The sequence below is a fragment of the Serratia sp. EC4 genome (assembly GCF_059652115.1).
On record NZ_JBNIDE010000001.1, the window covers coordinates 998,908 to 1,021,039 of the forward strand.

Consider the following 22,132-nt stretch of genomic DNA (forward strand, 5'->3'; position numbering starts at 1 on the left):
ACCCATAAATCGCCGCAAGCTATCACAATATTCACTCATTCCTATTTTATCTCTCCGCCGCCGCTGACTAAGCTTAGCCATGAGTCACCCTTTGCCCGTTGGCGGTGAGGATGACGTAAATCGATTGAGTTCAGTTATTTAGCGCAATACCCGACGCAAGCCTTACCCGCATGCCTTGTTAACCGCTCCACGCCCGGCGGCTGGAGCATCTTTACGGAAGCAGAGAGCGCATTATGACAACTGAAAGCAAATGCCCGTTTTCGGGCGGCAAGCAGCCCGCACCGCAGAACGGCCCCACCAATCAGGATTGGTGGCCTAATCAGCTCAGCCTGAAACCGCTGCATCAGCATTCCCCCCTGTCCGATCCGATGGATAAAGACTTCAACTACGCCGATGCCTTCAACAGCCTCGATCTGGCGGCGGTCAAACAGGATCTGCACGCCCTGATGACCGACTCGCAGGAATGGTGGCCGGCGGACTTCGGCCACTACGGCGGCCTGTTCATCCGCATGGCCTGGCACAGCGCCGGCACCTACCGCATCGGCGACGGCCGCGGCGGCGCGGGCGAAGGCCAGCAGCGCTTCGCCCCGCTCAACAGCTGGCCGGACAACGTCAGCCTCGACAAGGCGCGCCGCCTGCTGTGGCCAATCAAGCAGAAATACGGCCGCAACATCTCCTGGGCCGATCTGCTGATCCTGACCGGCAACGTGGCGCTGGAATCGATGGGCTTCAAAACCTTCGGCTACGCCGGCGGCCGCGCCGACACCTGGGAGCCGGACGACGTCTACTGGGGCTCTGAGAAGATCTGGCTGGAACTGAGCGGCGGGCCGAACAGCCGCTACTCGGGCGACCGCGATCTGGAAAACCCGCTGGCGGCGGTGCAGATGGGCCTGATCTATGTTAACCCGGAAGGCCCGGACGGCAATCCCGATCCGGTAGCCGCCGCGCGCGACATCCGTGAAACCTTCGCCCGCATGGCGATGAACGACGAAGAAACCGTGGCGTTGATCGCCGGCGGCCACACCTTCGGCAAGACCCACGGCGCCGGCCCGGCGTCTCACGTCGGCGCCGATCCGGAAGCGGCCGGGCTGGAAGCGCAGGGCCTCGGCTGGCACAGCACCTTCGGCACCGGCGTCGGCAAAGACGCCATCACCAGCGGCCTGGAAGTGACCTGGACTACCACCCCGACCCAGTGGAACCACGACTTCTTCCGCCACCTGTTCGAATACGAATGGGAGCTGAGCCAAAGCCCGGCCGGCGCGCACCAGTGGGTGGCGAAAGACATCGGCGAAACCATTCCCGACGCCTTCGATCCGAACAAGAAGCGCCGCCCGACCATGCTGACCACCGATCTGTCGCTGCGTTTCGATCCGGCCTACGAGAAGATTTCGCGCCGCTTCTATGAACACCCGGAGGAACTGGCCGACGCCTTCGCCCGCGCCTGGTTCAAGCTGACCCACCGCGACATGGGGCCGCGCGCGCGCTACCTTGGCCCGGAAGTGCCGCAGGAAGAGCTGATTTGGCAGGATCCGATCCCGGCCGTCGATCATCCGCTGATCGACGAGCAGGACATCGCCGCGCTGAAAAACGCCGTGCTGGCTTCCGGCCTGTCGGTGTCCGCGCTGGTCTCCACCGCCTGGGCTTCGGCTTCCAGCTTCCGCGGTTCAGACAAACGCGGCGGCGCCAACGGCGCGCGCATTCGCCTGGCGCCGCAAAAGGACTGGGCGGTCAACCAACCTGCGCAGCTCGCCGCGACGCTGGCCAAGCTGGAGAGCATTCAACGCGCCTTCAACGACGCGCAGACCGGCGGCAAGCGCGTCTCGCTGGCGGATCTGATCGTGCTGGCCGGCGCGGCGGGCGTGGAACAGGCGGCGAAGAACGCCGGTTTCGCCCTGACGGTGCCGTTCGCGCCGGGCCGCATGGACGCTTCGCAGGAACAGACCGACGTGGACTCCTTCGAGGCGATGGAGCCGCTCGCCGACGGTTTCCGCAACTTCCTGAAGGGCAAATACCGCGTGCCGGCCGAAACGCTGCTGGTCGACAAGGCGCAGTTGCTGACCCTGACCGCGCCGGAAATGACGGTGCTGGTCGGCGGGCTGCGCGTGCTCGGCGCCAACGTCGGCGGCACGCAGCACGGCGTGTTCACCCAGCGGCCGCAGGCGCTGACCAACGACTTCTTCGTCAACCTGCTCGACATGGGCACCACCTGGCACCCGGTCGGTGAAGACGGCCTGTTCGAAGGCCGCGATCGCCGCAGCGGCGCGGTCAAGTGGACCGGCACCCGCGTCGATCTGGTGTTCGGTTCGCACGCGCAGCTGCGCGCGTTGGCCGAAGTCTACGGCAGCGCCGACGGGCAAGAGAAGTTCGCCCACGACTTCGTCGCCGCCTGGAACAAAGTGATGAACCTCGATCGTTTCGATCTGGCGTAACGTCCCCCCAACGGCCTGCTTCGGCGGGCCGTTTTTTCTCCCGAGATCAACACCGCCTCCGCTCCACGTCAGCCCTGTCAGGCGCTGCGATATTCTCTTTTCCCGCTTATTCGCATTTACTCAACAAGTCATATAAAAATTTGATGGGCGGCAATTCTTTTAATGCTGTATTTATATTTAGAGGGCAATGAAGAACGTAACTTCAGCGCGCTAATACGATATATCCCATCAAGGAGAACACCGTTATGGATTATCCTCGACTCACCTCAACACGCGGCGAGGCGGGCCTAATGACCATCGCCATTCCTTAGCGGCAATGGGTTTGGCCGGCAAAGGCGCCCCATCGTTTTACGCCATAAAAATAGATGATCTGCACCTGCGCGATATTCGTTCAGGCGTCTGACGTTCGCCCTTCGTTAATGTTTCACGGCGCACGTTGCGTTTTTAGCTTTTATTTTTCAGCCGACGGGAAAGCTCATAGGAAATGACGTTTCACTCAGGAAAATAACCGCTACCTGGAGGTCAACATGCAACATACTATCGGTATTTCTTCTCGTCGGCTGAGGATATCGGCCCTTGCGCTGCTGCTCCCTGCCGTATCATGGGCGGCCGATACGGCGTCTCTTGCCGTGGGGCCGCAATATGACACCACCCATGTCTACGTCGAACGCGGCAAGATGGACGCCTTTGTCGACAGCATCCTGAAAACCTTCGGCGGCACCAGTACTGAACGCGTGCTGGTCAACGTCACGCCTACCCCCAGCGAAACTTACTCCCAGCTGATACTGACGCCGGCCGGCAGCTTCTCGGTGTTCGATTTCAAAACGCCGATCCCGTACCCGTTCGGCGCCGAGCGCAACGGTTTTCTGGTCAGGGATATGGACGCCGCCATCCGGCAGGCCAGGGCCGCCGGCGCCGATGTGCTGGTCGAACCCTTCGACGATCCGATTGGGCGCGACGCAGTGATCCAGTGGCCCGGCGGCGTCAACATGCAGCTCTATTGGCACACCAAAGCGCCCAACTACAAACCGCTGCTGAGCCTGCCGGAAAACCGCCTGTACCTCTCCGCTTACCGCATCGATGACTTCCTGAAAAGCTATCAGACGTTCTCGCACGGCAACGTGGTGAGCGACGAACAGGTCAGCGATGCGGCGATCGGCCGCAACGATAACGGCAAAATCCGCCAGATCGAACTGGACTCGCGCTTTGGCAAAACGCGCATTTTCGTCACCGATGGGCATCTGCCTTATCCGTTCGGCCATGAGCGCACCGGCTATGGCGTCGAGGATCTGCAGGCCACACTGGCCAAAGCGACGGCCACCGGCGCGCAGGTGCTGTGGCGTTCGACGGCGGCGGAACGCCGCGCCTCGGCGCTGGTGCGTTTCCCCGGCGGCTACATCGCCGAAATTCACCAGACGGCTAAATAAACCCAAGGCGCGCTGCGGCGCGCTTTTTTCTTCGGATATTCATGATGAAACGCACGCTACCCGCACTGTTGCTGTTTTCCACGCTCCCCGCGCTGGCGGCGGAGCCCGCCGCTTCCCCCTGGAAAAATATCCCGTTGGGCGATGCGGCCACCTTATCTTTCGACGGTTCACTGCGCGAGCGCTATGAATGGACGGATCAACGGGATCTGAATGGCGGACGCGACGACACTTTCATGCAGCGCTTGCTGGTTGGCGCGCGCCTCGACTACGGCGACTATTTCGGCGCCTATGTGCAAGTGGGATCGTCGCTGGCCACGCCGCGCGATCGCGGGCGCAAGCCGACCGACGAAGATCATGCCTACCTCGGCCAGGGCTATGTGGATATGAAACTGCCCACTGCCTACGGCCTCGGCACCCTGCGGGTCGGCCGCCAGGAGATTGCGCTGGGCTCGCTGCACCTGCTGGGCACCCGCGACGGCCCCAACGTACGCCGTTCCTTCGATGCTATCCGCGCCAGCTGGGTCAAAGATAAAAACCGCCTCGATGCCTTTATCGGCCATCCTGTCACCCTTAAAACCGGCAGTTTCGACGACGATACCGACAACAGCCAAAAGGTGTGGGGGCTGTACGGCACCACGCCGCTGACGCCGCTGGCGTCCTCGCTCGATCTCTACACCTTTGGCTTTGAGGATAACGATGCCCACTACGCGCAGCTCAGCGGGCAAGAGCGGCGCTATACCGTCGGCGCGCGCATTTTCGGCGCGGCGCAGGGGTTCGACTGGGATAATGAAGCCGCCTGGCAGTTCGGCAGCGCAGAGCAGCGTGATATCCGCGCCTGGTCGGCGTCGGCGCACGCCGGCTATACGGTGAGCGACTGGCGCTGGCAGCCGCGCTTTGGCGGCAAGATTGGCATCGCCAGCGGCGATAAAAACGGTCACGATGGGCAGCTTAACACCTTTAACGCCATGTACCCCAAGCTGCCCTACCTGACCGAGAACGGGCTGGTGGCGCCGGCTAACCTGATCGCCATCCATCCTTCGGTCACGATTACGCCGTGGCAAACCCTGGCCATCGACTTCAGCTGGGACGCCTTATGGCGGCAACGCCGCGAGGACGCCTTCTACCTCGGGCCAATGCGCCCGGTGAAAGGCAGCGAACAAGGCTCGCGCTTTATCGGCAACCAGTACCAGGTCGAAACCACCTGGACGCCGAGAAGCGATCTCCAGTTCAAGGTGGCCTACGTCTACTTCGACGTCAGCAACAGCCTGCAGCAACATGCCGGGCTGAAAAACATGAACTTCGTGCTGGCGCAGGGCACCTACAGTTTTTAAGTATCAGGTAAGTTAATCGGTGTACGCAGGCGCCCTTAATAATCCCGTACTCAATTAATGACGACAGCCGGCGTGCGGCCGCCTCTATGCGTTACGGCAATGGCGGCTACTCGCCGCCATTCACAGATAAAAGCTAAATAAAAGCAAAAAGATAAATCAATCACGTAAACTCCGCGAGCCAATTACAGTGTAATATTAAATAAAGATTTAATTCCACCTGGTTATTTAAGCACGCCTTTTACGCATATCTTATGTAAAAGATTCATATAAGAATAACTCATTAATAAAATAATTGTGTTTATACTGCTTTAACTCAATCACAGTGCACAATTAATTCCTCACCGTGATTAATGATAAGAATATATTCCGCTTGAACACAATATTCAAGCCGGACCAAGGAGGCAAGCCAATGATATCACATTAATTACCCCTGATTTTCAAACCTGTGTACGAGCATATAGAGCGTTAGGTGCAATATTGTCAACGTCCAAAGGAGTTTGATATGTCATTAGCGACCGATAAGATTTCCGGTTATTTAACCAGTTATGAAAGAGGCGATCACGCGGGGAGCAGTAAACCGTCATATACCACGCAAGAAGTTTCAGATCTGCTGCTGAGGAGCCATTATTCCGCCAATGGCAAAGGCGTGACCGACCATGCGGCTACCTTGACCTACTCTTTCCCCGTCTATACCGGCAGCGACAAGACGGGCGCCGCGCAGCTTACCGCCGCCCAGCAAGCCCAAACCAAGCTTTCATTGCAATCCTGGTCGGATGTGGCCAACATCACGTTCACCGAGGTTAAAGGCAACGACGCGAAAAATGCAGATATAAAGTTTGGTTTTTATAAGGCGGCCAGCGGGGGCAATTACACCTCGTATGAAAGTACGCAGAGCAATCTCAAAAGCACCATTTGGATCAGCGGCAATAACGGCTACGACGCCTCCAATCCGCAAACCAATAACTACGCCAGGGATACGCTGACTCATGAAATAGGGCATGCGTTGGGGCTTTCTCATCCCGGCAATTATGATGCGTCAAATGCCACTTACCCCACCTACGCCAACTCGGCGAAGTATTATGAAGACGACCATCAATATTCTTTGATGAGCTATTTTAACGAACAATACACCAGCGCTGACTATAAAGGCGTTTGGCCATCAGGGCCGCAGCTGGATGATATTACCGCCATACAGAAGCTTTACGGCGCGAATACCACCACGCGCACCGGCGATACCACCTATGGTTTCAACTCGAATACGGACAGAGACTTTCTGAGCGTTAAGGCGTCCACGGACAAAATCGTGGCGGCTATCTGGGATGCCGGCGGCAATGACACGCTGGATTTTTCAGGCTACAGCCAGGATCAGCGCATCAACATTAACGAAGGCGCATTCTCTGATGTGGGCGGCTTGAAGGCAAATATCGCCATCGCCTACGGCGCGCAGATTGAAAATATCATCGGCGGCAGCGGCGCAGACATTTTAGTGGGCAACGCGCTGAACAATACGCTAAAAGGCGGTGCAGGCAACGACATCATTTACGGTGCCGGCGGCGCCGATCAGCTCTGGGGCAATGCAGGCGCGGACACCTTCGTCTTCCGCGAAGCCGGCGACAGCCAAGCCGCCGCGCCGGATTGGATCCGCGATTTCCAGACGGCGGTGGATAAAATCGATCTGTCGTGGCTCAACCAGACGGCTAAGGCCGAAGGGAGCGAGCTGCACTTCGTGGATAGTTTAAGCGGCTCGTTGTATGAAGCGGCGCTGAATTATGACGCGCAGCAGAATGTCACCGATCTGGCCATCAATCTCTCCGGCAATCAATTGCCTGATTTTCTGGTTAAAATCGTTGGGCAGGTCGACGCTTCCGCCGATATTCTCGTCTAGCCAAGGCAAACCCGCAGTCCGGCGTGAACGCCGGGCTGTTCATCTCTTCTCAGGCCTTACCCCGGCGTCTTTTTACATTGCCACAGCAATAAATCGCGCAGACGAGGTCACACCGCTTCCAGCTCCGCCGCCAGGGTGGCGACCAGCTCCGCCGCCGGCATCGGCCGCGCTAGGCCCACGCCCTGCCCGGCCCACAGCGACATAAACTCCCCGCGCCCGGCCTTGGCCGCCGCCTGGCGAATATCGCCGGTGAGCGCGTTCTGCACCGGATAAGGCAGGATCTGCGCCTCTTCCGCGCGCATCTGCCGCATGAAGTCATTGACGATGCCGCGCGCCGGGCGGCCGCTGAAGGCGCGCGTCAGGCGCGTGCTGTCATCGCCGGCATTGCGCAGCGCCGCTCGCCAGGCTTCGGCGATGCCCGACTCCGGGCTGCACAGAAACGCGGTGCCCAGCTGCGCCGCCTGCGCGCCCAGCAATTGCGCCGCCGCGATGCCGCGCCCGTTCATGATGCCGCCCGCGGCGATCGCCGGGATCTTCACCGCCGCCGCCACCTGCGGTAACAGGGCCATCAACCCGACGCAGGACTGTTCGATATCGCCGAGGAAGGTCGGGCGGTGGCCGCCCGCCTCCGCGCCCGAGACGCAGACGAAGTCGGCGCCCGCCTCTTCCCAGGCGCGGGCTTCCGCCACCGTGGTGGCGGTGCCGATCACCCGCGAGCCGGCCTTCTTGAACTGTGTGACCGTGGCGCGCGGCAGCACGCCGAAGGTGAAGCTGACCACCGGCGGCGCAGCCTCCAGCAGGGCCGCGATCTGGTCGCGGTTGTTTTCGGCGAATTGAGTGGGGAGCGGCGGCTCGCTAAGCCCCAGCGCTTCGCGGAACGGCCGCAGCAGGTGCTGGGCGCGCTTGAGCTCGGCGAGATCCGGGTGCTGCTCATCGAGCAGAAACAGATTGATGTTGAACGGCGCGGCGGTCTGCGCGCGGATCTGCTGCACGCGTTCGAGGATCACCGCCGGTGAAAACAGCGCCGCCGCGCACGATCCCAGCGCCCCGGCGTTGCTCACCGCCACCGCCAATGCCGGCGGCGACGCGCCGTTCATCGGCCCCTGAACGATCGGATAGCGCAGCCCAAGCTCGCGGGCAAAAGCAGAAGGTGCCGTCATCAATGTGTCTCCCTGTGCTGACTACATTCGTCTTACGGCGGCCGCGCCGCCGAACCGACCAAAAGCATAGCACCTTCTCACCGCCTGGCCGTGCAGTTAATGCTTCACCTGCCGCCTGTCCAACGACAGGAAGTGATGCACCACCGGTTTCTCCGGGCCGATATGGAAGCGCAGCGCTTCCTGCTGCAGGTCGGCGTCGGCGTGCGACACCCGCTGGTGCTGCCGCAGGTGCTCCGCCCAGGACTCCACCAGGAACCACTCCATGATGCATTCCGGATCGCCGGTGTGCTCGGTGATGCCCCAGGCGTAAGCGCCATCGCGGCGGCGCGCCCGCTCCAGCATCAGCAGCGTGCGCAAGAACTGCGGCCGATCCTGTTCGCGGATGCGGTACTCCACCTGGATCATCACCGGGCCGCGATCGTTCTCGACCGGCGTGTTGACCAGCGGCTCCGGCCAATGGTTCGACGGCTGCAGATCGGCCTCGCCGGTCGGCAAGCGCAGGCGATGGAACAGCAGTCCCGCCGCCAACAGGCCGACGCCGCCGACCAGCAGCGTGGCGGCCACGCCCAGCTCCTGCGCCACCAGCCCCCACAGCAGGCTGCCCGCCGCCATCGCGCCGTTGAACACCATCAGGTAAATGGCCAGGCCGCGGCCGCGCACCCAGTTGGGCAGCACGCCCTGCGCCGCGCCGTTGAGCGTGGTCAGCGCGATAATCCAGCCGGCGCCCAGCACCAACAGCAGCACCACCGCCAGCCACTGCGGCGGCGCCAGCGACAGGGCCGCCATCACCACGGCGGTGAGCACCGCCGCCAGCAACACCAGCCCGTCGGCGTTCAGCCGCTGGCGCAGGCGCGGCAGCACGATCGCCCCGAGGATCGCCCCGGCGCCCACCGCCCCCAGCAGGACGCCGTAAAAACCGGCGCTGCCGCCCAGCATGCGGCGGGCCACCAGCGGCAGCAGCGCCCAGACCGAGCTGGAGAAGGCGAAGAACACCGCCGCCCGCAGCAGCACCACGTGCAGCTCGCGGCTGGAACGGGCATAGCGCAGCCCGGCGCGGAAGGCGCCGAAAAAGTGCTCCGACAGGCCGCTGTCCTCGGCCTTCGGCCGCTTCCACCACAGCAGCGCCGCGATCACCAGCACATAGCTCATCACGTCCGCGCCGTAGGCCGCGCCGGCGCCGAAGCTGGCCAGCAGCAGACCGCCGGCCGCCGGGCCGATGGAACGGGCGATGTTGATGCCCAGCGAGTTCAGCGCCACGGCGTTTTTCAGCTCGGCGCGCGGCACCAGCTCCGGCACGATCGCCTGCCAGGTCGGCCCCATCAGCGCCGCGCCGATGCCGCCGACGAACGTCAGCGCCAGCAAATATTCCACCGTCAGCGAACCGGTCTGCGACAGCACCAGCAGGCTGCCGCTCACGCAGGCCAGCAGAATTTGCACGAAGATCAGAAAGCGCCGCCGATCGAGAATGTCCGACAGCACCCCGGCCGGGATCGCCAGCAGGAACACCGGCAGCGTAGCGGCGGTTTGCATCAGCGCCACCGCCGAAGGGTTGCTCGACAGATCAGTGATCAGCCACGAGCTGGCGACGTCGCGCATAAAACTGCCGACGTTGCCGAGCACCGTGGCACCCCACAGCACCGCAAATAATGGAATTTTCAGCGGCGCGAAGCCGCCCGCCGTCGCCTTGTTTTCCGTCTGTTCAGCCATCCGTTCGCTCCTTCAAATCGTTAAATGCCACCAGCAACAGCGCGCCGGCCAGCCCGAGGTGTTCAAAAAATCCGTTCATCATCTGGCCGCGCTCCGCCCCGTCGAACTGCCAGAACGGATTGGCCATCAGCGTCGCCATCAGGGTAAAACCGGCCAGCGCCAACGCGCCGAGCCAGCGATAAAAGCCGCTCAGGATCAGCGCCGACGCGGCCAGTTCGAGCAGCGTCACCAGCACGGCGAACAGCGCCGCCGGCTGCAGGCCGAAGTGGGTCATTTCGGCAATCGCGCCCTCAACGTTCAGCGCTTTGACCAACCCGCCCTGAATATAGGCGGCGCAAATGGCGAGCAGCAGCAGCCAGCGCACCGCGGGCGCATGCAGCCGCTGTGCGCAGCGGGCGGCGATAGCAGTCAGGTTCATCGCGCCCCCTTAAAACGGCGAATTTTGGATGAAGGCCAGCAGATCGGCGTTGAAGCGATCGGGATCGACCTGCGCCAAACCGTGAGAACCGCCGGCGTAAACATTCAGCTCCGCCTGTTGCATAAGCTTAGCGGCTTTCAGCGCCGAGGCGCCGATCGGCACGATCTGATCGGCGTCGCCGTGCACCAGCAGCGTCGGCTTGTCGATCGCCAGCAGGTCGGCGGTGTAATCCACTTCGGAGAACGCGCGCACACACTCGTACTGCCCTTTCACGCCGCCCTGCATGCCCATCAGCCAGAAGTGGTCGATCAGCCCCGCATTGCTCTCCACCTCGTCGCAGTGGAGGCCATAGAACGGCACCGCCAAATCTTTGAAGAACTGCGAGCGGTTGCCCGCCACGCCGCTGCGAATGCCGTCGAAGGCCGCCATCGGCGTACCCTCAGGGTTGACCGGCGTTTGCAGCATCAGCGGCGGTACGGCGCCGACCAGCACCACCTTCGCCACCCGATCGCTGCCGTGGCGGCCGATGTAGCGCGCCACTTCGCCACCGCCGGTGGAATGGCCGACCAGGATCAGATCGCGCAGATCCAGCGTTTCGATCAGCAGGGCCAGATCGTCAGCGTATTGATTGATGTCGTTGCCGTGCCAGGTTTGATCGGAACGGCCGTGGCCGCGGCGATCGTGGGCGATCACGCGGAATCCGCTCTGGCCGAAAAACAGCAGCTGGTTGTCCCAGGCGTCGGCGGACAGCGGCCAACCGTGGGAGAACAGGATCGGCTGGCCGCGGCCCCAATCCTTATAGAAAATGCGTGCGCCATCGGGCGCGGTAAGGGTGCTCATGACGTGTTCCCCGCTCGGTATCGAATTGGATTTTGTACGGGTTAACAGTACGGCAGGCGTAAAGGCAGTGATAACGGAATAATTTTCGCATGATCGCGAGTTTTTTTGCTGAAGAAGCCGGCGTCGCCGCCGGCGCAAAACGTCAGATGTTTTCCAGATCGATACCGCGCGTTTTTGGGCCGAACAGCCCGATCACCAGCATCACGATCAGCATGCTGGCGACGATAAACGCGATCACCCCCAGCGAACCGCCGTACTGCAAGATAATGCCGATGATGATGCTGCTGAATACCGTCGACAGGCGGCTGAAGGAGTAGCAGAAACCGACGGCGCGGGCGCGGATATGGGTCGGGAAGATCTCGGATTGATACGAGTGGTAGCTGTAGGTCAGCCAGGCGTTGGACCAGGTGATGAAGAAACCGCACAGGATCAGCCACAGTGGGTTGTTCTGCAGTGCGAACAGCGAGCCGAAGATCACCGTCACCAGGCAGGACAACACGATCTGCCACTTGTTCTCCATCTTGTCGGCGTAGAAGCTGCACAGCAGCGAGCCAAGCGGGTAGGCCAGCGTGATGAAGAAAGCGTACAGCAGGCTGTGGGTGACCGAAGCGCCCTTGCCCGACAGCAGCGCCGGCAACCAGTTGCCGAAGCCGAAGAAGCCGATGGCCTGAAAGAAATTCATCACTACCAGCATCAGCGTGCGATCGCGATATTGCGGCGCCCAGATGTCGCGAAAGCGGCCGCGCAGCGGCGCTCCCTCGGCATCGTCAACCGGGCGCGACGGGAAGTCCGCGGCCGCCACGCCGCAGCGCCGTTCCATGTCCCGCATCACCTGCCGGGCCTGCGCATAGCGCCGCTGTTGCACCAGCCAGCGCGGCGACTCCGGCAGCCCCTTGCGCACCAGCCAGATCACCAGCGAAGCCAGCGCGCCGGCGATCACCACATAGCGCCAGCCGCTCAGGCCCCAAATCGTCTGCGGCACCAGCCACCAGGACATCAGCGCCACCGCCGGCACCGACAGAAACTGCACGAAGAACGCGAAGGCGAAAGCCCGGGTACGCAGATGCGCGGGCACCCACTCCGTCAGGTAGGTATCGATGGTCACCAACTCGATGCCGAGCCCGACGCCCACCAGAAAACGCAGAAAGATCACCCATTCCGCCTGCTGTTGAAACGCCAACAGCAGCGAGAAGGCGCCATACCAGATCAGGGCGAACATAAAGGTGGCGCGCCGGCCGAAGCGATCGGCGTACGGGCTCAGCAGGCTGGCGCCGACGAACAGGCCGAGAAAGGTGGCGGAGGCGAAGGCCGCCTGATCCGACACGCCGAAGACGCCCTGCGCGCCGGTGTGGAAAATGCCGTCGGCGATAAGGCCGGTGCTGATATAGCCGGTCTGGAACAGATCGTAGAGTTCGAAAAAGCCGCCCAGCGACAGCAGAATGATAAAGCGCCACAGGCCGGCCGACGCGGGCAAGGCGTCGATTCTGGCCGCCAAATCCCGCGCATGGATCGGCGACGCCGCTACAGAGTCACTCACCGTTAACCTCGCATTAACATTTTTGATGACTTTCTATGCTAGCGAAGCGGCGTCGGAGTTAAATTTTTAATTAGCAGACTATGAAAAAAAGTTAAGCATAAAACGCTGCAGCAGCCTGTTTTATAGCAGGAAAATGCAGCGCGGGATGCCGCAGGTTAACGGCTGTGGTGCTGCTGCAGCCGTTCGCTGCGGTAGACGCTCAACAGGCACCAGCCGAGGGCGATCAGCGCCAGCGGCGCGGCGACGAAGCCGATGTTGCCCATGCCCAGATGCAGACTCACCTGGTTGCCCAGCAGCGCGCCGCTGCCGATGCCGAAGTTGTACAGGCCGGAGAAAATCGCCATCGCCACGTCGGTAGCGTCCGGCGCCAGGCTCAGAACTTTGGCCTGCATCGACAGGCCGATCGCCATGATCGCCATCCCCCAGAAGATGCACAGCACCGTCAGGTGGCTTTCGCTGCCGGCCGCCGGCAACAGCAGCAGCAGGCTCAAGGCCAGCAGCGTGATGGCGCCGATGAAGAAGCCGGAAGGAAACCGCTCGCTGTAGCGGCTGAACAGCAGGCTGCCGACGATGCCGGCGGCGCCGAACAGCAGCAGCATCAGCGTGGTGAAGTTCTCCGACAGCCCGGCCACGGTCTGGATAAACGGCTCGATGTAGCTGTAGGCGGTGAAGTGCGCCGTCACCACAATGATGGTCAGCATGTACAGCGCCACCAGCGCCGGGCGTTTGAACAGCAGCGGCACGCTGGCCAGCGAACCGGAGTGCTCGCTTTTCAGCACCGGCAGCAGGCGCCACAGCAGCACCAGCGCCAGCGTGGCGCACACCGCGATGCCGATAAAGGTCATGCGCCAGCCGAGCAGTTGCCCGACCACCCGCCCGAGCGGCAACCCGAGCACCATCGCCAGCGCGGTGCCGCCCGCCAGCAGGCTCAGCGCCTGGGCTTTCTTGCCCGGCGGCGCCACGCGGATCGCCAGCGAGGCGGTGATCGACCAGAACACCGAGTGCGCCAGCGCCACGCCGGCGCGCGAGATAACCAGCGTGGTGAAGTTCCAGGCCACGGCGGTCAGCACGTGGCTGGCGATAAACAGCATGAACACGCCGATCAACAGTTTGCGGCGCTCAATTTTGCTGGTCAGCAGCATGCACGCCAGCGAGGCGGCGGCGACGATCCAGGCGTAAATGGTGATGATCAGGCCGACCTGTTCGGTTTGCATCGAGAAGCTGGCGGCGATATCGCTCAGCAGACCGACTGGAATAAACTCGGTGGTGTTGAAAATAAAGGCCGAGACGGCGAGGATGACCACGCGCAACCAGGCGGTTGAGCGCGAAACGGGAGCGTGTTCCATGGTAAACAAAATCCGGACAGGTGCGGGCAAGTCGCGATATTTTAACCAACCGGCCCGCTAAATGCGATACGCGTCACACTTTAATTGTGTGGTTTTTTTCGCCGCATTTCGACACATTCGCAGACACACGGTTGCACAAATGCTGTGCTAATCTATTGAAGCGTACCAATTTTTCCTGCCGTTTCTCCCCGGCCGTCCACGCGCCGCGCCGAAGAAGCGCGCAGTGTCCCTTTGGCGTTTCCTGAGGCGAGGTCATTATGATGTCCGCGATTTATGATTGGTCCGTACTTGCCCTGCGCAATGTTTACGATCGCCGCATCCAGGGCCAGCCGGTGCTCGACAGCGCGGCCCTCTTCCCCGACGCCGAACGCTTCACCGCCCAATGGCGGCAGATCCGCGAAGAGGCGCTGACGGTCGCCCACGATCTGCACAATATCCCGCGCTTTCACGAGATCATGAGCCAGCAGGCGTCCATCTCCGCCAACGACGCGCGCGACTGGCGCATGTTCATCATGAAGGCCTATGGCCAGCCCATCCCCCGCAACCTGGCGCGCTGTCCGACGCTGGCGGCGCTGATCGCCTCCTCGCCGGACGTGCTGTCCGCGTCGCTCTCCTTCCTGGCACCCGGCAAACAGGTGCCGCCCCATCGCGGTCCGTTCCGCGGCATTCTGCGCGGCTATCTGGTGCTGGACATGCCCAAACGCGCCGACGGCGCGCCGGCGGCGGTGCTGAAGGTGGACGGCCGCGAATACCGGCTGCGCGAGGGGGAGTTCATGCTCTGGGACGATACCTTCGAGCACGAGGTATGGAACGACAGCCCGCTGGTGCGCACCGTGCTGCTGCTGGACATTCGCCGCCGCGACATGCCCGGCGGGCTGCGGCTGCTCTCCAGCGCCATCATCGCGCTGGTGCGGCTGAACGTGCGCTGGATGCAGCGCCAGTTCTGACTGCGGCGCTCAGGCGATTAACCGTCCTGAGGGATCGGCCATTGCTGCGCCAGCCACTGTTCGGCGGTGGTGGTGGCTATGCCCTGGCGCGCATTGAAGGTTTTCGCCTTATCCCACGCCACGCCGTCGGGCCGGGCGAAAGCCAGCCGGTATTTGGCGCCGACGTCACGCGGATGGTTCCGCACATCTTCCCGCAGCCGCTCTTTGTCCAACAGGATCCTGTTGACCTCCACGCCCCAGCGCGCCTGCATGACATCGGCAAGCTCGCGGTAGGTCAGCGTGTCGCCGGCGATATAGACCACCTGGTTGCGAAACGCGGGCCGATGGAAAAAAATCGCGGCCGTCAGCCGGCCAATGTCCTCGGGGGTGGTCAGCGTCACCGCGTAGCGCCAGTCGCCCAGCGCGCGCACCGTTTTGGTTGCCGCGTCCACCACGCCAAAGCCGGGGTCAAACAGGTAGCTGGTGAAAATGCCCGTGGAAACAATCACCCACTCCGTCGCACGCTGCGCACGCAGCAGGTGACGCACCTCGAGCTGTTCATCCCACACCTGTTGCCCGCTGCCTTTGCCGACAACATCGTAGTCCACGCCGAACTGCCACGGGAAGTAGCGCGCCACGCCCGCTTGCAAGACGGCCTGAGTGATCTTTATCTGCGTGCCCGCCCCGCCGACAAAGCCGCTGCAGTTGATCACCGCGTCGAAGGAACGGAATAGCGCACTCAGCGCCTCCACGCCGTTTTGCTGCAGATCGCCTTCCACCACGGCGATGCCGAGCCGCGCCAGCGCATCCCGCCGCGCCCGGAGCGGGCCGCTCACGGCGCGGGCGGCCTCCGGCCGGAGCAGCACGCTGATTTTTAAAGATGGATATAACCGAGCCTGCCGGCTCATCGCACGCAATACCGGCAGCCCCAGTTCACCGGCGCCGAGTATGAGCACGGTATTGATGGATGGATTTGTGGATTTCATTCTTGCCTCCTGTCTTGACACTGCGTCATCCTGACAGCTGACAAAAACGGGTTCAATTAGGTACACGCGTGATACCGGAGAGGAATATGACGAGCGATCGGGAAGCGCTGCTGCAATTTTCGCAGGTGTTCTGTGAAGCATTGAGCAACGACGATGAAGGGCTGAAGCGCGAGATCCTCGCGCATGCGGGCAACCGTTGGTCGCTGGGGGTATTGCATATCCTGGGCACCCACGGGCCGCTGCGCCACGGCGAAATAAGCCGCCAATTAGCGGGCGTGACGCAGAGAATGCTGACGCGGACACTGCGCCATCTCGAGCGGGATGGGTTGATATCGCGCTGCGATTATCAGGAAAAACTGCCCCGCGTGGTTTACACCATCACCGACGCGGGGGAAGAGATGCTGCTCAACATGCTGCCGCTCTGGTCGTGGATTATCGCCTCCGCCGACGCCTTCAGAGCGGCCCGCTCGCACTACGATGATCAAGAGCGAAGCGCCATCGAGGGATGAACGCGGGCATCCTTGCCCGTGAGGCGGCGTTCAGCCGCCGCCCAGATAGGCCTTTCTCACCTCCGGATCGTTCAACAGCTCCTGGCCGCTGCCGGTGAGGCGGATCTGGCCGTTGACCATCACATAGCCGCGATCGGACAGTTTCAACGCGTGGTTGGCGTTCTGCTCCACCAGAAACAGCGTCATGCCGCTGCGGGTCAGCTCGCGCAGCACCCCGAAGATCTGCCGCACCACGATCGGCGCCAGCCCCAGGCTCGGCTCGTCCAACAGCAGCAGCTTCGGCCGGCTCATCAGCGCGCGGGCGATCGCCAGCATCTGCTGCTCGCCGCCGGACATGGTCATCGCCCGCTGGTTGCGCCGCTCCTTGAGGCGCGGAAACAGCTCGAACATGCGCGGCAAATCCTCCTCCAGGTAGCGATTGCCGACGGTGATGGTGCCCATCAACAGGTTCTCCTCCACGCTCATGTCCGGAAAGATGCGCCGCCCCTCCGGCGCCTGCGCGATGCCGCTGCTGGCAACAAAGTGCGTGGAGCGGCGGCTGATGTCCTCGCCGCCAAACAGGATCTGCCCGCCGGCGATGCGCGGCTGGCCGAAGATCGACATCAACAGCGTGGACTTGCCCGCGCCGTTGGCGCCGATCAGCGCCACCGTCTCCCCGGCGTTCACCTGCAGCGACACCTGGCGCAGCGCCTGGATCGGCCCGTAAAACACATCCACTTCGCGAAATTCCAACATCGCTTCGCTCATCCCGCCAGCTCCTCTTCGTCCGCGCCCAAGTAGGCGGCGATCACCGCCTCGTTGTGCTGGATCTCTTGCGGCGTGCCGCGGGCGATCACATCGCCGTGATCGAGCACGATCACCCGATCGGAGATCTCCATTACCATGCCCATGTCATGCTCGATCAGCAGCACCGTGATGCCGTGATGCTGGCGCAGGAAGCGGATGATGCGGCTCAGCGCGGCCGTCTCCACCGGGTTCAGCCCGGCGGCCGGTTCGTCGAGGCAGATCATCTCCGGCGCGGTGCACATGGCGCGCGCGATCTCCAGCCGCCGCTGCTGGCCGTAGGACATCTCCCCCGCCAGCCGGTTGGCGCAGTCCGCCAGATCCACCACCTCCAACCAATAGAAGGCGTGATCGAGCGCGGCGCTTTCCGCCCGGCGGTAGCCCGGCGTATTCAGCACCCCGGCGATCAGGTTGCGGTTACTCTGCATGTGCTGCGCCACCAGCAGGTTCTCCACCACCGACATTTCGCGGAACAGGCGGATATTCTGGAAGGTGCGCGCCAGCCCGGCGCGGTTGACCAGGTGGGTGCCGCCGAACATCTTGTAATAGAGGCGCGAACCGAGCCGCTTCGGGCGTATCCAGTCGCCGGCGCGGAACTTCTGCCCCAGCACCTGGATCACGTCGGTCGGCCGCTTGTGGGTATTGAGCAGGATCGCGCCGCCGCTGGCGCGGTAAAAGCCGGTCAGGCAGTTGAACACCGTGGTCTTGCCGGCGCCGTTGGGGCCGATCAGGGCGGTGATGGAACCGCGCTCCACCTCCAGATTGACGTCGTTCAGCGCCTTGATGCCGCCAAAGCGCATCATCAGGTGTTCCACCCGCAAAATGGCGTCGCTCATGGCGCCACCCCCTTGCGTTCGGCGAAGCTGGATCGGCTGATGCGCACCAGCCCGCGCGGCCGCCAGATCATCATCGCCACCATCAGCACGCCAAACAGCAGCACCCGGTATTCGGCGAAGCTGCGCAGCAGCTCCGGCGCCACCGTCAGCACGAAGGCCGCCAGCACCACGCCGAGGGTGGAGCCCATGCCGCCCAGCACCACGATCGCCAGGATCAGGGCCGACTCGAAGAAGGTGAACGAAGTCGGGTTGACGAACCCCTGGTAAGTGGCGAAAAACACCCCCGCCAGTCCGGCGGTGGAGGCGCCGAGCATAAACGCCGACAGCTTCACCAGCACGTGATTCAGCCCCAAAGAACGGCAGGCGATCTCGTCCTCGCGCAGCGCCTCCCAGGCGCGGCCGATCGGCATGCGCGTCAGCCGGTGCTTGATGTACAGCACCAGCAGCACCACCAAAAACAGCATCGCGTAGATGAAGATGAACTTGAGGTTGGGATTGTAATCGATGCCGAGAAACTCGTGGATCGGCACTCCGCCGTCCTTGGCGCGCCGGCCGAACTCCAGGCCGAACACCGTCGGCGCCGGCACCGAAATGCCGTTCGGCCCGCCGGTGAGCGACATCCAGTTGTTCAGCACCAGCCGGATGATCTCGCCGAACCCGAGCGTGACGATGGCGAGATAGTCGCCGTGCATACGCAGCACCGGAAAGCCCAGCAGCGCGCCGGCCAGCGCCGCCATCAGCGCCCCGAGCGGCAGCATCGCCCAAAAACCGAGCCCGAGATACTGGTAGCCCAACGCCAGCCCGTAGGCGCCGATGGCGTAAAACGCCACGTACCCCAGATCCAGCAGCCCCGCCAACCCGACCACGATATTCAGCCCCAGCCCGAGCAGCACATAGATCAGGCCGAGGATCGCCACCGTCAGCAGGTATTTGGTGGCGACGAACGGGAACAGCAGCGCGATCGCCGCCATCAGCGGCAGGAACCAGCGCAGATTGGATTTATAGCCCAGCGGACGCACGTACACGCCGTCGTTGCCGCCGTCGAAGCGCGCCAGCACCTTGCGGCCCGGCGCGGTTTGCAGGAACAGGCTCAGCAGCAGCCGCCCGGCCATCACCGCAACGATGATCCACACCAGCCGGCGCGGCTCGACGTTGAAGCTGTAGCCGTTCAGCACGATGCCGACAATCGGCCCGAACACGATCAGGGCGATCAGCCCGGCCAAAACGGCATCCAGCAGGCTGCGTTTAACGTCCAGCCCGCCGTTGATTACGGATTGCGACATGGCGTTCTCCTTAAACCTTGGCGACCAGCGGCCGGCCGAGCAGGCCCTGCGGGCGGAAGATCAGGATCGCCACCAGCAACCCGAAGGAGAACACGTCCTTGTAATCCGAATTCACCATGCCGGCGAACTGCGCCTCCGCCACGCCGAGCAGCAGCCCGCCGAGCATCGCGCCCGGCAGCGAACCGATGCCGCCCAGCACCGCGGCGGTGAAGGCCTTGATGCCGATGATAAAGCCGACGTAAAAATCGAAGGTGCCGTAGTTCATGGTGATCAGCACCCCGGCCAGCCCGGCCATGGCGGCGCCGATCACGAACACCAGCGAGATCACCCGATCGGTATTGATGCCGAGAATCGAGGCCATTTTGCGATCCTGCTGGGTGGCGCGGCAGATGCGCCCCAGCCGGGTGCGCTGAATGACGTAGGTGAGGATCGCCATGCCGAGCAGCGACGCCACCAGAATGAACACCTTGGTGTAGGTGATCTGGACCACGCCGCCGTCGAACTCCAGGCGGAACACGCCGCTCAGCAGCGTCGGGATGCCCTGCTGGCGCGGCCCCTGGCTGATCTGCGCGTAGTTTTGCAGGATTAACGACATGCCGATGGCGGAGATCAGCGGCGCCAGGCGGGTGGAGTTGCGCAGCGGCCTGTAGGCGATGCGCTCGATCACCCAGCCGTACACCCCGGTGATGACGATGGTGAACACCAGCGTGCCGAGGATCAGCAGCGGGAACGAGTGCAGCCCGAAGAACGACAACAGCGCCAGACCGATGGCGCACAGGTAGGCGGAGATCATATACACCTCGCCGTGGGCGAAGTTGATCATGCCGATGATGCCGTAAACCATGGTGTAGCCGATGGCGATCAGGCCATACACCGCGCCGAGGGTCAGGCCGTTGATCAGCTGTTGCAGAAAGAATACATCCATAATGAGCAGTCTCGCCTGGTAAGGCCGCCAACGCAGTCCGACGCGGCCAAAGGTAGTCGCGGAACGGGCGCGCCAGGGCGGCGGCCCGTCTGTCATAGGGTTACAACTTCACGGTTCGGCCGTTTACAGTTGGTGATATTTGCCCTTGTCATCCCATTGATAGACCACGTAGTCGGAGACCTTCAGATCGCCCTTCTGATCCCAGGCTTTTTTACCCATCACGGTGTCCACGTCGTGCGACTTCAGCCATTCGGCGGCCTTGGCGCTGTCTTTGCCGCCGGTGGCGTTAAAGGCGGCGGCGATCGCCTGGATCGAAGCGTAGGAGTAAAGGGTGTAGCCTTCCGGCTCAAAGCCGCTGGCGCGGAACTTGGCGATCACCGCCTTGCCTTCCGCGATCTGGCGCGGATCGTTGCCGAAGGTCATCAGCACGCCGTTGGTGTACTGCGGCCCGCCGGCGGCGGTCACCAGCTCTTCGGTCACCACGCAGTCGCCGGAGAAGAACTTGGCGGTCACGCCCTGCTCGCGCATCTGGCGCACCAGCGGCCCGGCTTCCGGATGGCAGCCGCCGAAGTAGACCACGTCAGGTTTGACCGAGGCGATCTTGGTCACCAGCGCGTTGAAGTCTTTCTCGCCGCGCGACAGCCCCTCATACAGCACCTCTTTAACCCCGCGCTTGTTCATCGCCGCCTTGGCGGCGTCCGCCAGCCCCTGGCCGTAGGTGTCTTTATCGTGGATCACCGCGATGCGTTTGGCCTTCAGGGTATCCAGCATGTAGTCGGTGGCGATGACGCCCTGCTGATCGTCGCGCCCGCACATGCGGAACATGGTCTTCATGCCGCGCTCGGTGATCTGCGGGTTGGTGGAGCCGGGGGTAATGGCGATGATGCCGGCCTCGTCATACACCTCGGAGGCGGGCATGGTGGATGAGGAACAGAAGTGGCCGACCACCGCCGAGACCTTGTCCTGATCCACCAGCCGGTTGGCGACCGCGACCGCCTGTTTCGGTTCGCAGGCGTCATCCCCCTGCACCAGTTTGATTTTTTCCCCTTTGATGCCGCCGGCGGCGTTGATGTCCGCCGCAGCCTGCGAAGCCCCGCGCCAATACTGATCGCCATAGGTGGCATTCGGCCCGGAGAACGGCCCGGCAACGCCGATGACGATATCGGCCTGCGCGGAAAACGCCGTACCTAAACAACCGATGAGCAAAGCAGCGAGCGGACTTTTTATCAATTTCGATGACATTGTTATCTTCCTCAGCACTGTTGTAGCGAAACGCCCTAGGGCGCGGATCAGTCACTTTATGTGTAGACGGGGAAAATATTTTTCTTGAGAGCGCAGTCGCATTCCCCAAAAATGGGTAAGCAAAAATCCAGCCATTGTGACGACGAATACATATTGTTTGCTTATTCATCCTACATATCAGTTGCGGCGCGGCGTGTGGCGGGGATAACAGGGGCTGGGCCGTACGGCCAAGATGGGAAGGTGCAGGATAGCGAGAGTGACCCTGCACCATCGCCGTGCAAAGGCTTGTGCAAGCGGCGTCAAAACGATTTGGGATGCAAAAATCAACGCATAGCGATGGAAAATGCCGAAAAACAGCGCAAGGTGCTCATTCCCTCAGCAAACGCGCTTTTTTTGCAGTTTAGCGCTTTGACAAACCCCAGGCGCCCCGCTATTATTCGCCCCGTTCACACGATTCCTCTGTAGTTCAGTCGGTAGAACGGCGGACTGTTAATCCGTATGTCACTGGTTCGAGTCCAGTCAGAGGAGCCATATTTAGAGAAGCCCGCTTAAGGAAACTTAA

At 62.3% G+C, this 22,132-nt stretch carries 18 protein-coding genes and 1 tRNA gene; 7 read left to right on the forward strand and 12 right to left on the reverse strand.

The genetic code is table 11. The features are described 5' to 3' along the window. Positions 1 to 233: 233 nt before the first annotated feature. The 4 genes from katG (at position 234) to ACP39K_RS04710 (ending at position 7,072) form a co-directional block, all read left to right on the forward strand. A complete protein-coding gene (gene katG / locus ACP39K_RS04695) occupies positions 234 to 2,429 on the forward strand; it encodes a catalase/peroxidase HPI (RefSeq protein ID WP_251684053.1) in 2,196 nt (731 codons plus the stop codon). 527 nt (positions 2,430 to 2,956) lie between these two features. Continuing rightward, complete coding sequence (locus ACP39K_RS04700; protein ID WP_033639885.1) at positions 2,957 to 3,856, forward strand: VOC family protein; 900 nt, start codon at positions 2,957 to 2,959, stop codon at positions 3,854 to 3,856. Between the two features lie 41 nt (positions 3,857 to 3,897). Then, complete coding sequence (locus ACP39K_RS04705; RefSeq protein ID WP_033639884.1) at positions 3,898 to 5,187, forward strand: alginate export family protein; 1,290 nt, start codon at positions 3,898 to 3,900, stop codon at positions 5,185 to 5,187. A gap of 502 nt (positions 5,188 to 5,689) precedes the next feature. Continuing rightward, positions 5,690 to 7,072 carry a serralysin family metalloprotease gene (locus ACP39K_RS04710; protein WP_497008322.1) on the forward strand — a complete coding sequence of 461 codons (1,383 nt, stop codon included), beginning with the start codon at positions 5,690 to 5,692 and terminating at the stop codon, positions 7,070 to 7,072. Positions 7,073 to 7,179: 107 nt separating this feature from the next. On the opposite strand, the gene ACP39K_RS04715 is transcribed toward ACP39K_RS04710, so the two are convergent. The 6 genes from ACP39K_RS04715 to ACP39K_RS04740 all read right to left on the reverse strand — a co-directional run bounded on the left by ACP39K_RS04715 (position 7,180) and on the right by ACP39K_RS04740 (position 14,080). Continuing rightward, on the reverse strand, positions 7,180 to 8,232 hold the full coding sequence (locus ACP39K_RS04715; protein ID WP_016927052.1) for an NAD(P)H-dependent flavin oxidoreductase: 1,053 nt from the start codon (positions 8,230 to 8,232) through the stop codon (positions 7,180 to 7,182). 96 nt (positions 8,233 to 8,328) lie between these two features. Next, a complete protein-coding gene (locus ACP39K_RS04720) occupies positions 8,329 to 9,939 on the reverse strand; it encodes an MFS transporter (RefSeq protein WP_212562422.1) in 1,611 nt (536 codons plus the stop codon). Next, positions 9,932 to 10,357: a DoxX family protein gene (locus ACP39K_RS04725; protein WP_033639880.1), complete on the reverse strand. Its 426-nt coding sequence runs from the start codon at positions 10,355 to 10,357 to the stop codon at positions 9,932 to 9,934. Before ACP39K_RS04725 ends, ACP39K_RS04720 begins: the two co-directional genes overlap by 8 nt. Positions 10,358 to 10,366: 9 nt before the next feature. Next, on the reverse strand, positions 10,367 to 11,197 hold the full coding sequence (locus tag ACP39K_RS04730) for an alpha/beta fold hydrolase (RefSeq protein WP_016927049.1): 831 nt from the start codon (positions 11,195 to 11,197) through the stop codon (positions 10,367 to 10,369). 142 nt (positions 11,198 to 11,339) lie between these two features. Beyond that, positions 11,340 to 12,734, reverse strand: coding sequence for an MFS transporter (locus tag ACP39K_RS04735; protein ID WP_028128351.1), 1,395 nt, complete (start codon positions 12,732 to 12,734; stop codon positions 11,340 to 11,342). Between the two features lie 155 nt (positions 12,735 to 12,889). Beyond that, a complete protein-coding gene (locus ACP39K_RS04740) occupies positions 12,890 to 14,080 on the reverse strand; it encodes a sugar transporter (RefSeq protein WP_033632605.1) in 1,191 nt (396 codons plus the stop codon). Between the two features lie 260 nt (positions 14,081 to 14,340). On the opposite strand from ACP39K_RS04740, the gene ACP39K_RS04745 reads away from it, so the two are divergent. Further along, positions 14,341 to 15,027 carry an aspartyl/asparaginyl beta-hydroxylase domain-containing protein gene (locus tag ACP39K_RS04745; RefSeq protein WP_147882460.1) on the forward strand — a complete coding sequence of 229 codons (687 nt, stop codon included), beginning with the start codon at positions 14,341 to 14,343 and terminating at the stop codon, positions 15,025 to 15,027. A 17-nt stretch (positions 15,028 to 15,044) separates the two neighbouring features. On the opposite strand, the gene ACP39K_RS04750 is transcribed toward ACP39K_RS04745, so the two are convergent. Continuing rightward, positions 15,045 to 15,992, reverse strand: a complete 948-nt coding sequence (locus tag ACP39K_RS04750) for an aromatic alcohol reductase (protein ID WP_033639879.1) — start codon at positions 15,990 to 15,992, stop codon at positions 15,045 to 15,047. Positions 15,993 to 16,078: 86 nt separating this feature from the next. Here ACP39K_RS04750 and ACP39K_RS04755 point away from each other — a divergent pair, with 86 nt between their 5' ends. Next, entirely contained in the window at positions 16,079 to 16,501 is a 423-nt protein-coding gene (locus ACP39K_RS04755; RefSeq protein WP_497008323.1) for a winged helix-turn-helix transcriptional regulator, read from the forward strand. A gap of 30 nt (positions 16,502 to 16,531) precedes the next feature. Here the strand turns inward: ACP39K_RS04755 and ACP39K_RS04760 are convergent, their stop codons facing one another. The 5 genes from ACP39K_RS04760 to ACP39K_RS04780 form a co-directional block, all read right to left on the reverse strand. Then, on the reverse strand, positions 16,532 to 17,248 hold the full coding sequence (locus ACP39K_RS04760; RefSeq protein ID WP_004928599.1) for an ABC transporter ATP-binding protein: 717 nt from the start codon (positions 17,246 to 17,248) through the stop codon (positions 16,532 to 16,534). Further along, complete coding sequence (locus tag ACP39K_RS04765; RefSeq protein WP_016927043.1) at positions 17,245 to 18,120, reverse strand: ABC transporter ATP-binding protein; 876 nt, start codon at positions 18,118 to 18,120, stop codon at positions 17,245 to 17,247. Before ACP39K_RS04765 ends, ACP39K_RS04760 begins: the two co-directional genes overlap by 4 nt. Then, positions 18,117 to 19,403, reverse strand: a complete 1,287-nt coding sequence (gene livM, locus ACP39K_RS04770; RefSeq protein WP_033639877.1) for a high-affinity branched-chain amino acid ABC transporter permease LivM — start codon at positions 19,401 to 19,403, stop codon at positions 18,117 to 18,119. Before livM ends, ACP39K_RS04765 begins: the two co-directional genes overlap by 4 nt. A gap of 10 nt (positions 19,404 to 19,413) precedes the next feature. Next, complete coding sequence (locus tag ACP39K_RS04775; RefSeq protein WP_048797036.1) at positions 19,414 to 20,328, reverse strand: ABC transporter permease subunit; 915 nt, start codon at positions 20,326 to 20,328, stop codon at positions 19,414 to 19,416. A 123-nt stretch (positions 20,329 to 20,451) separates the two neighbouring features. Continuing rightward, on the reverse strand, positions 20,452 to 21,570 hold the full coding sequence (locus ACP39K_RS04780; RefSeq protein WP_212562425.1) for a branched-chain amino acid ABC transporter substrate-binding protein: 1,119 nt from the start codon (positions 21,568 to 21,570) through the stop codon (positions 20,452 to 20,454). Between the two features lie 455 nt (positions 21,571 to 22,025). Here ACP39K_RS04780 and ACP39K_RS04785 point away from each other — a divergent pair. After that, positions 22,026 to 22,101, forward strand: a tRNA-Asn gene (locus tag ACP39K_RS04785). Positions 22,102 to 22,132: the final 31 nt, after the last annotated feature.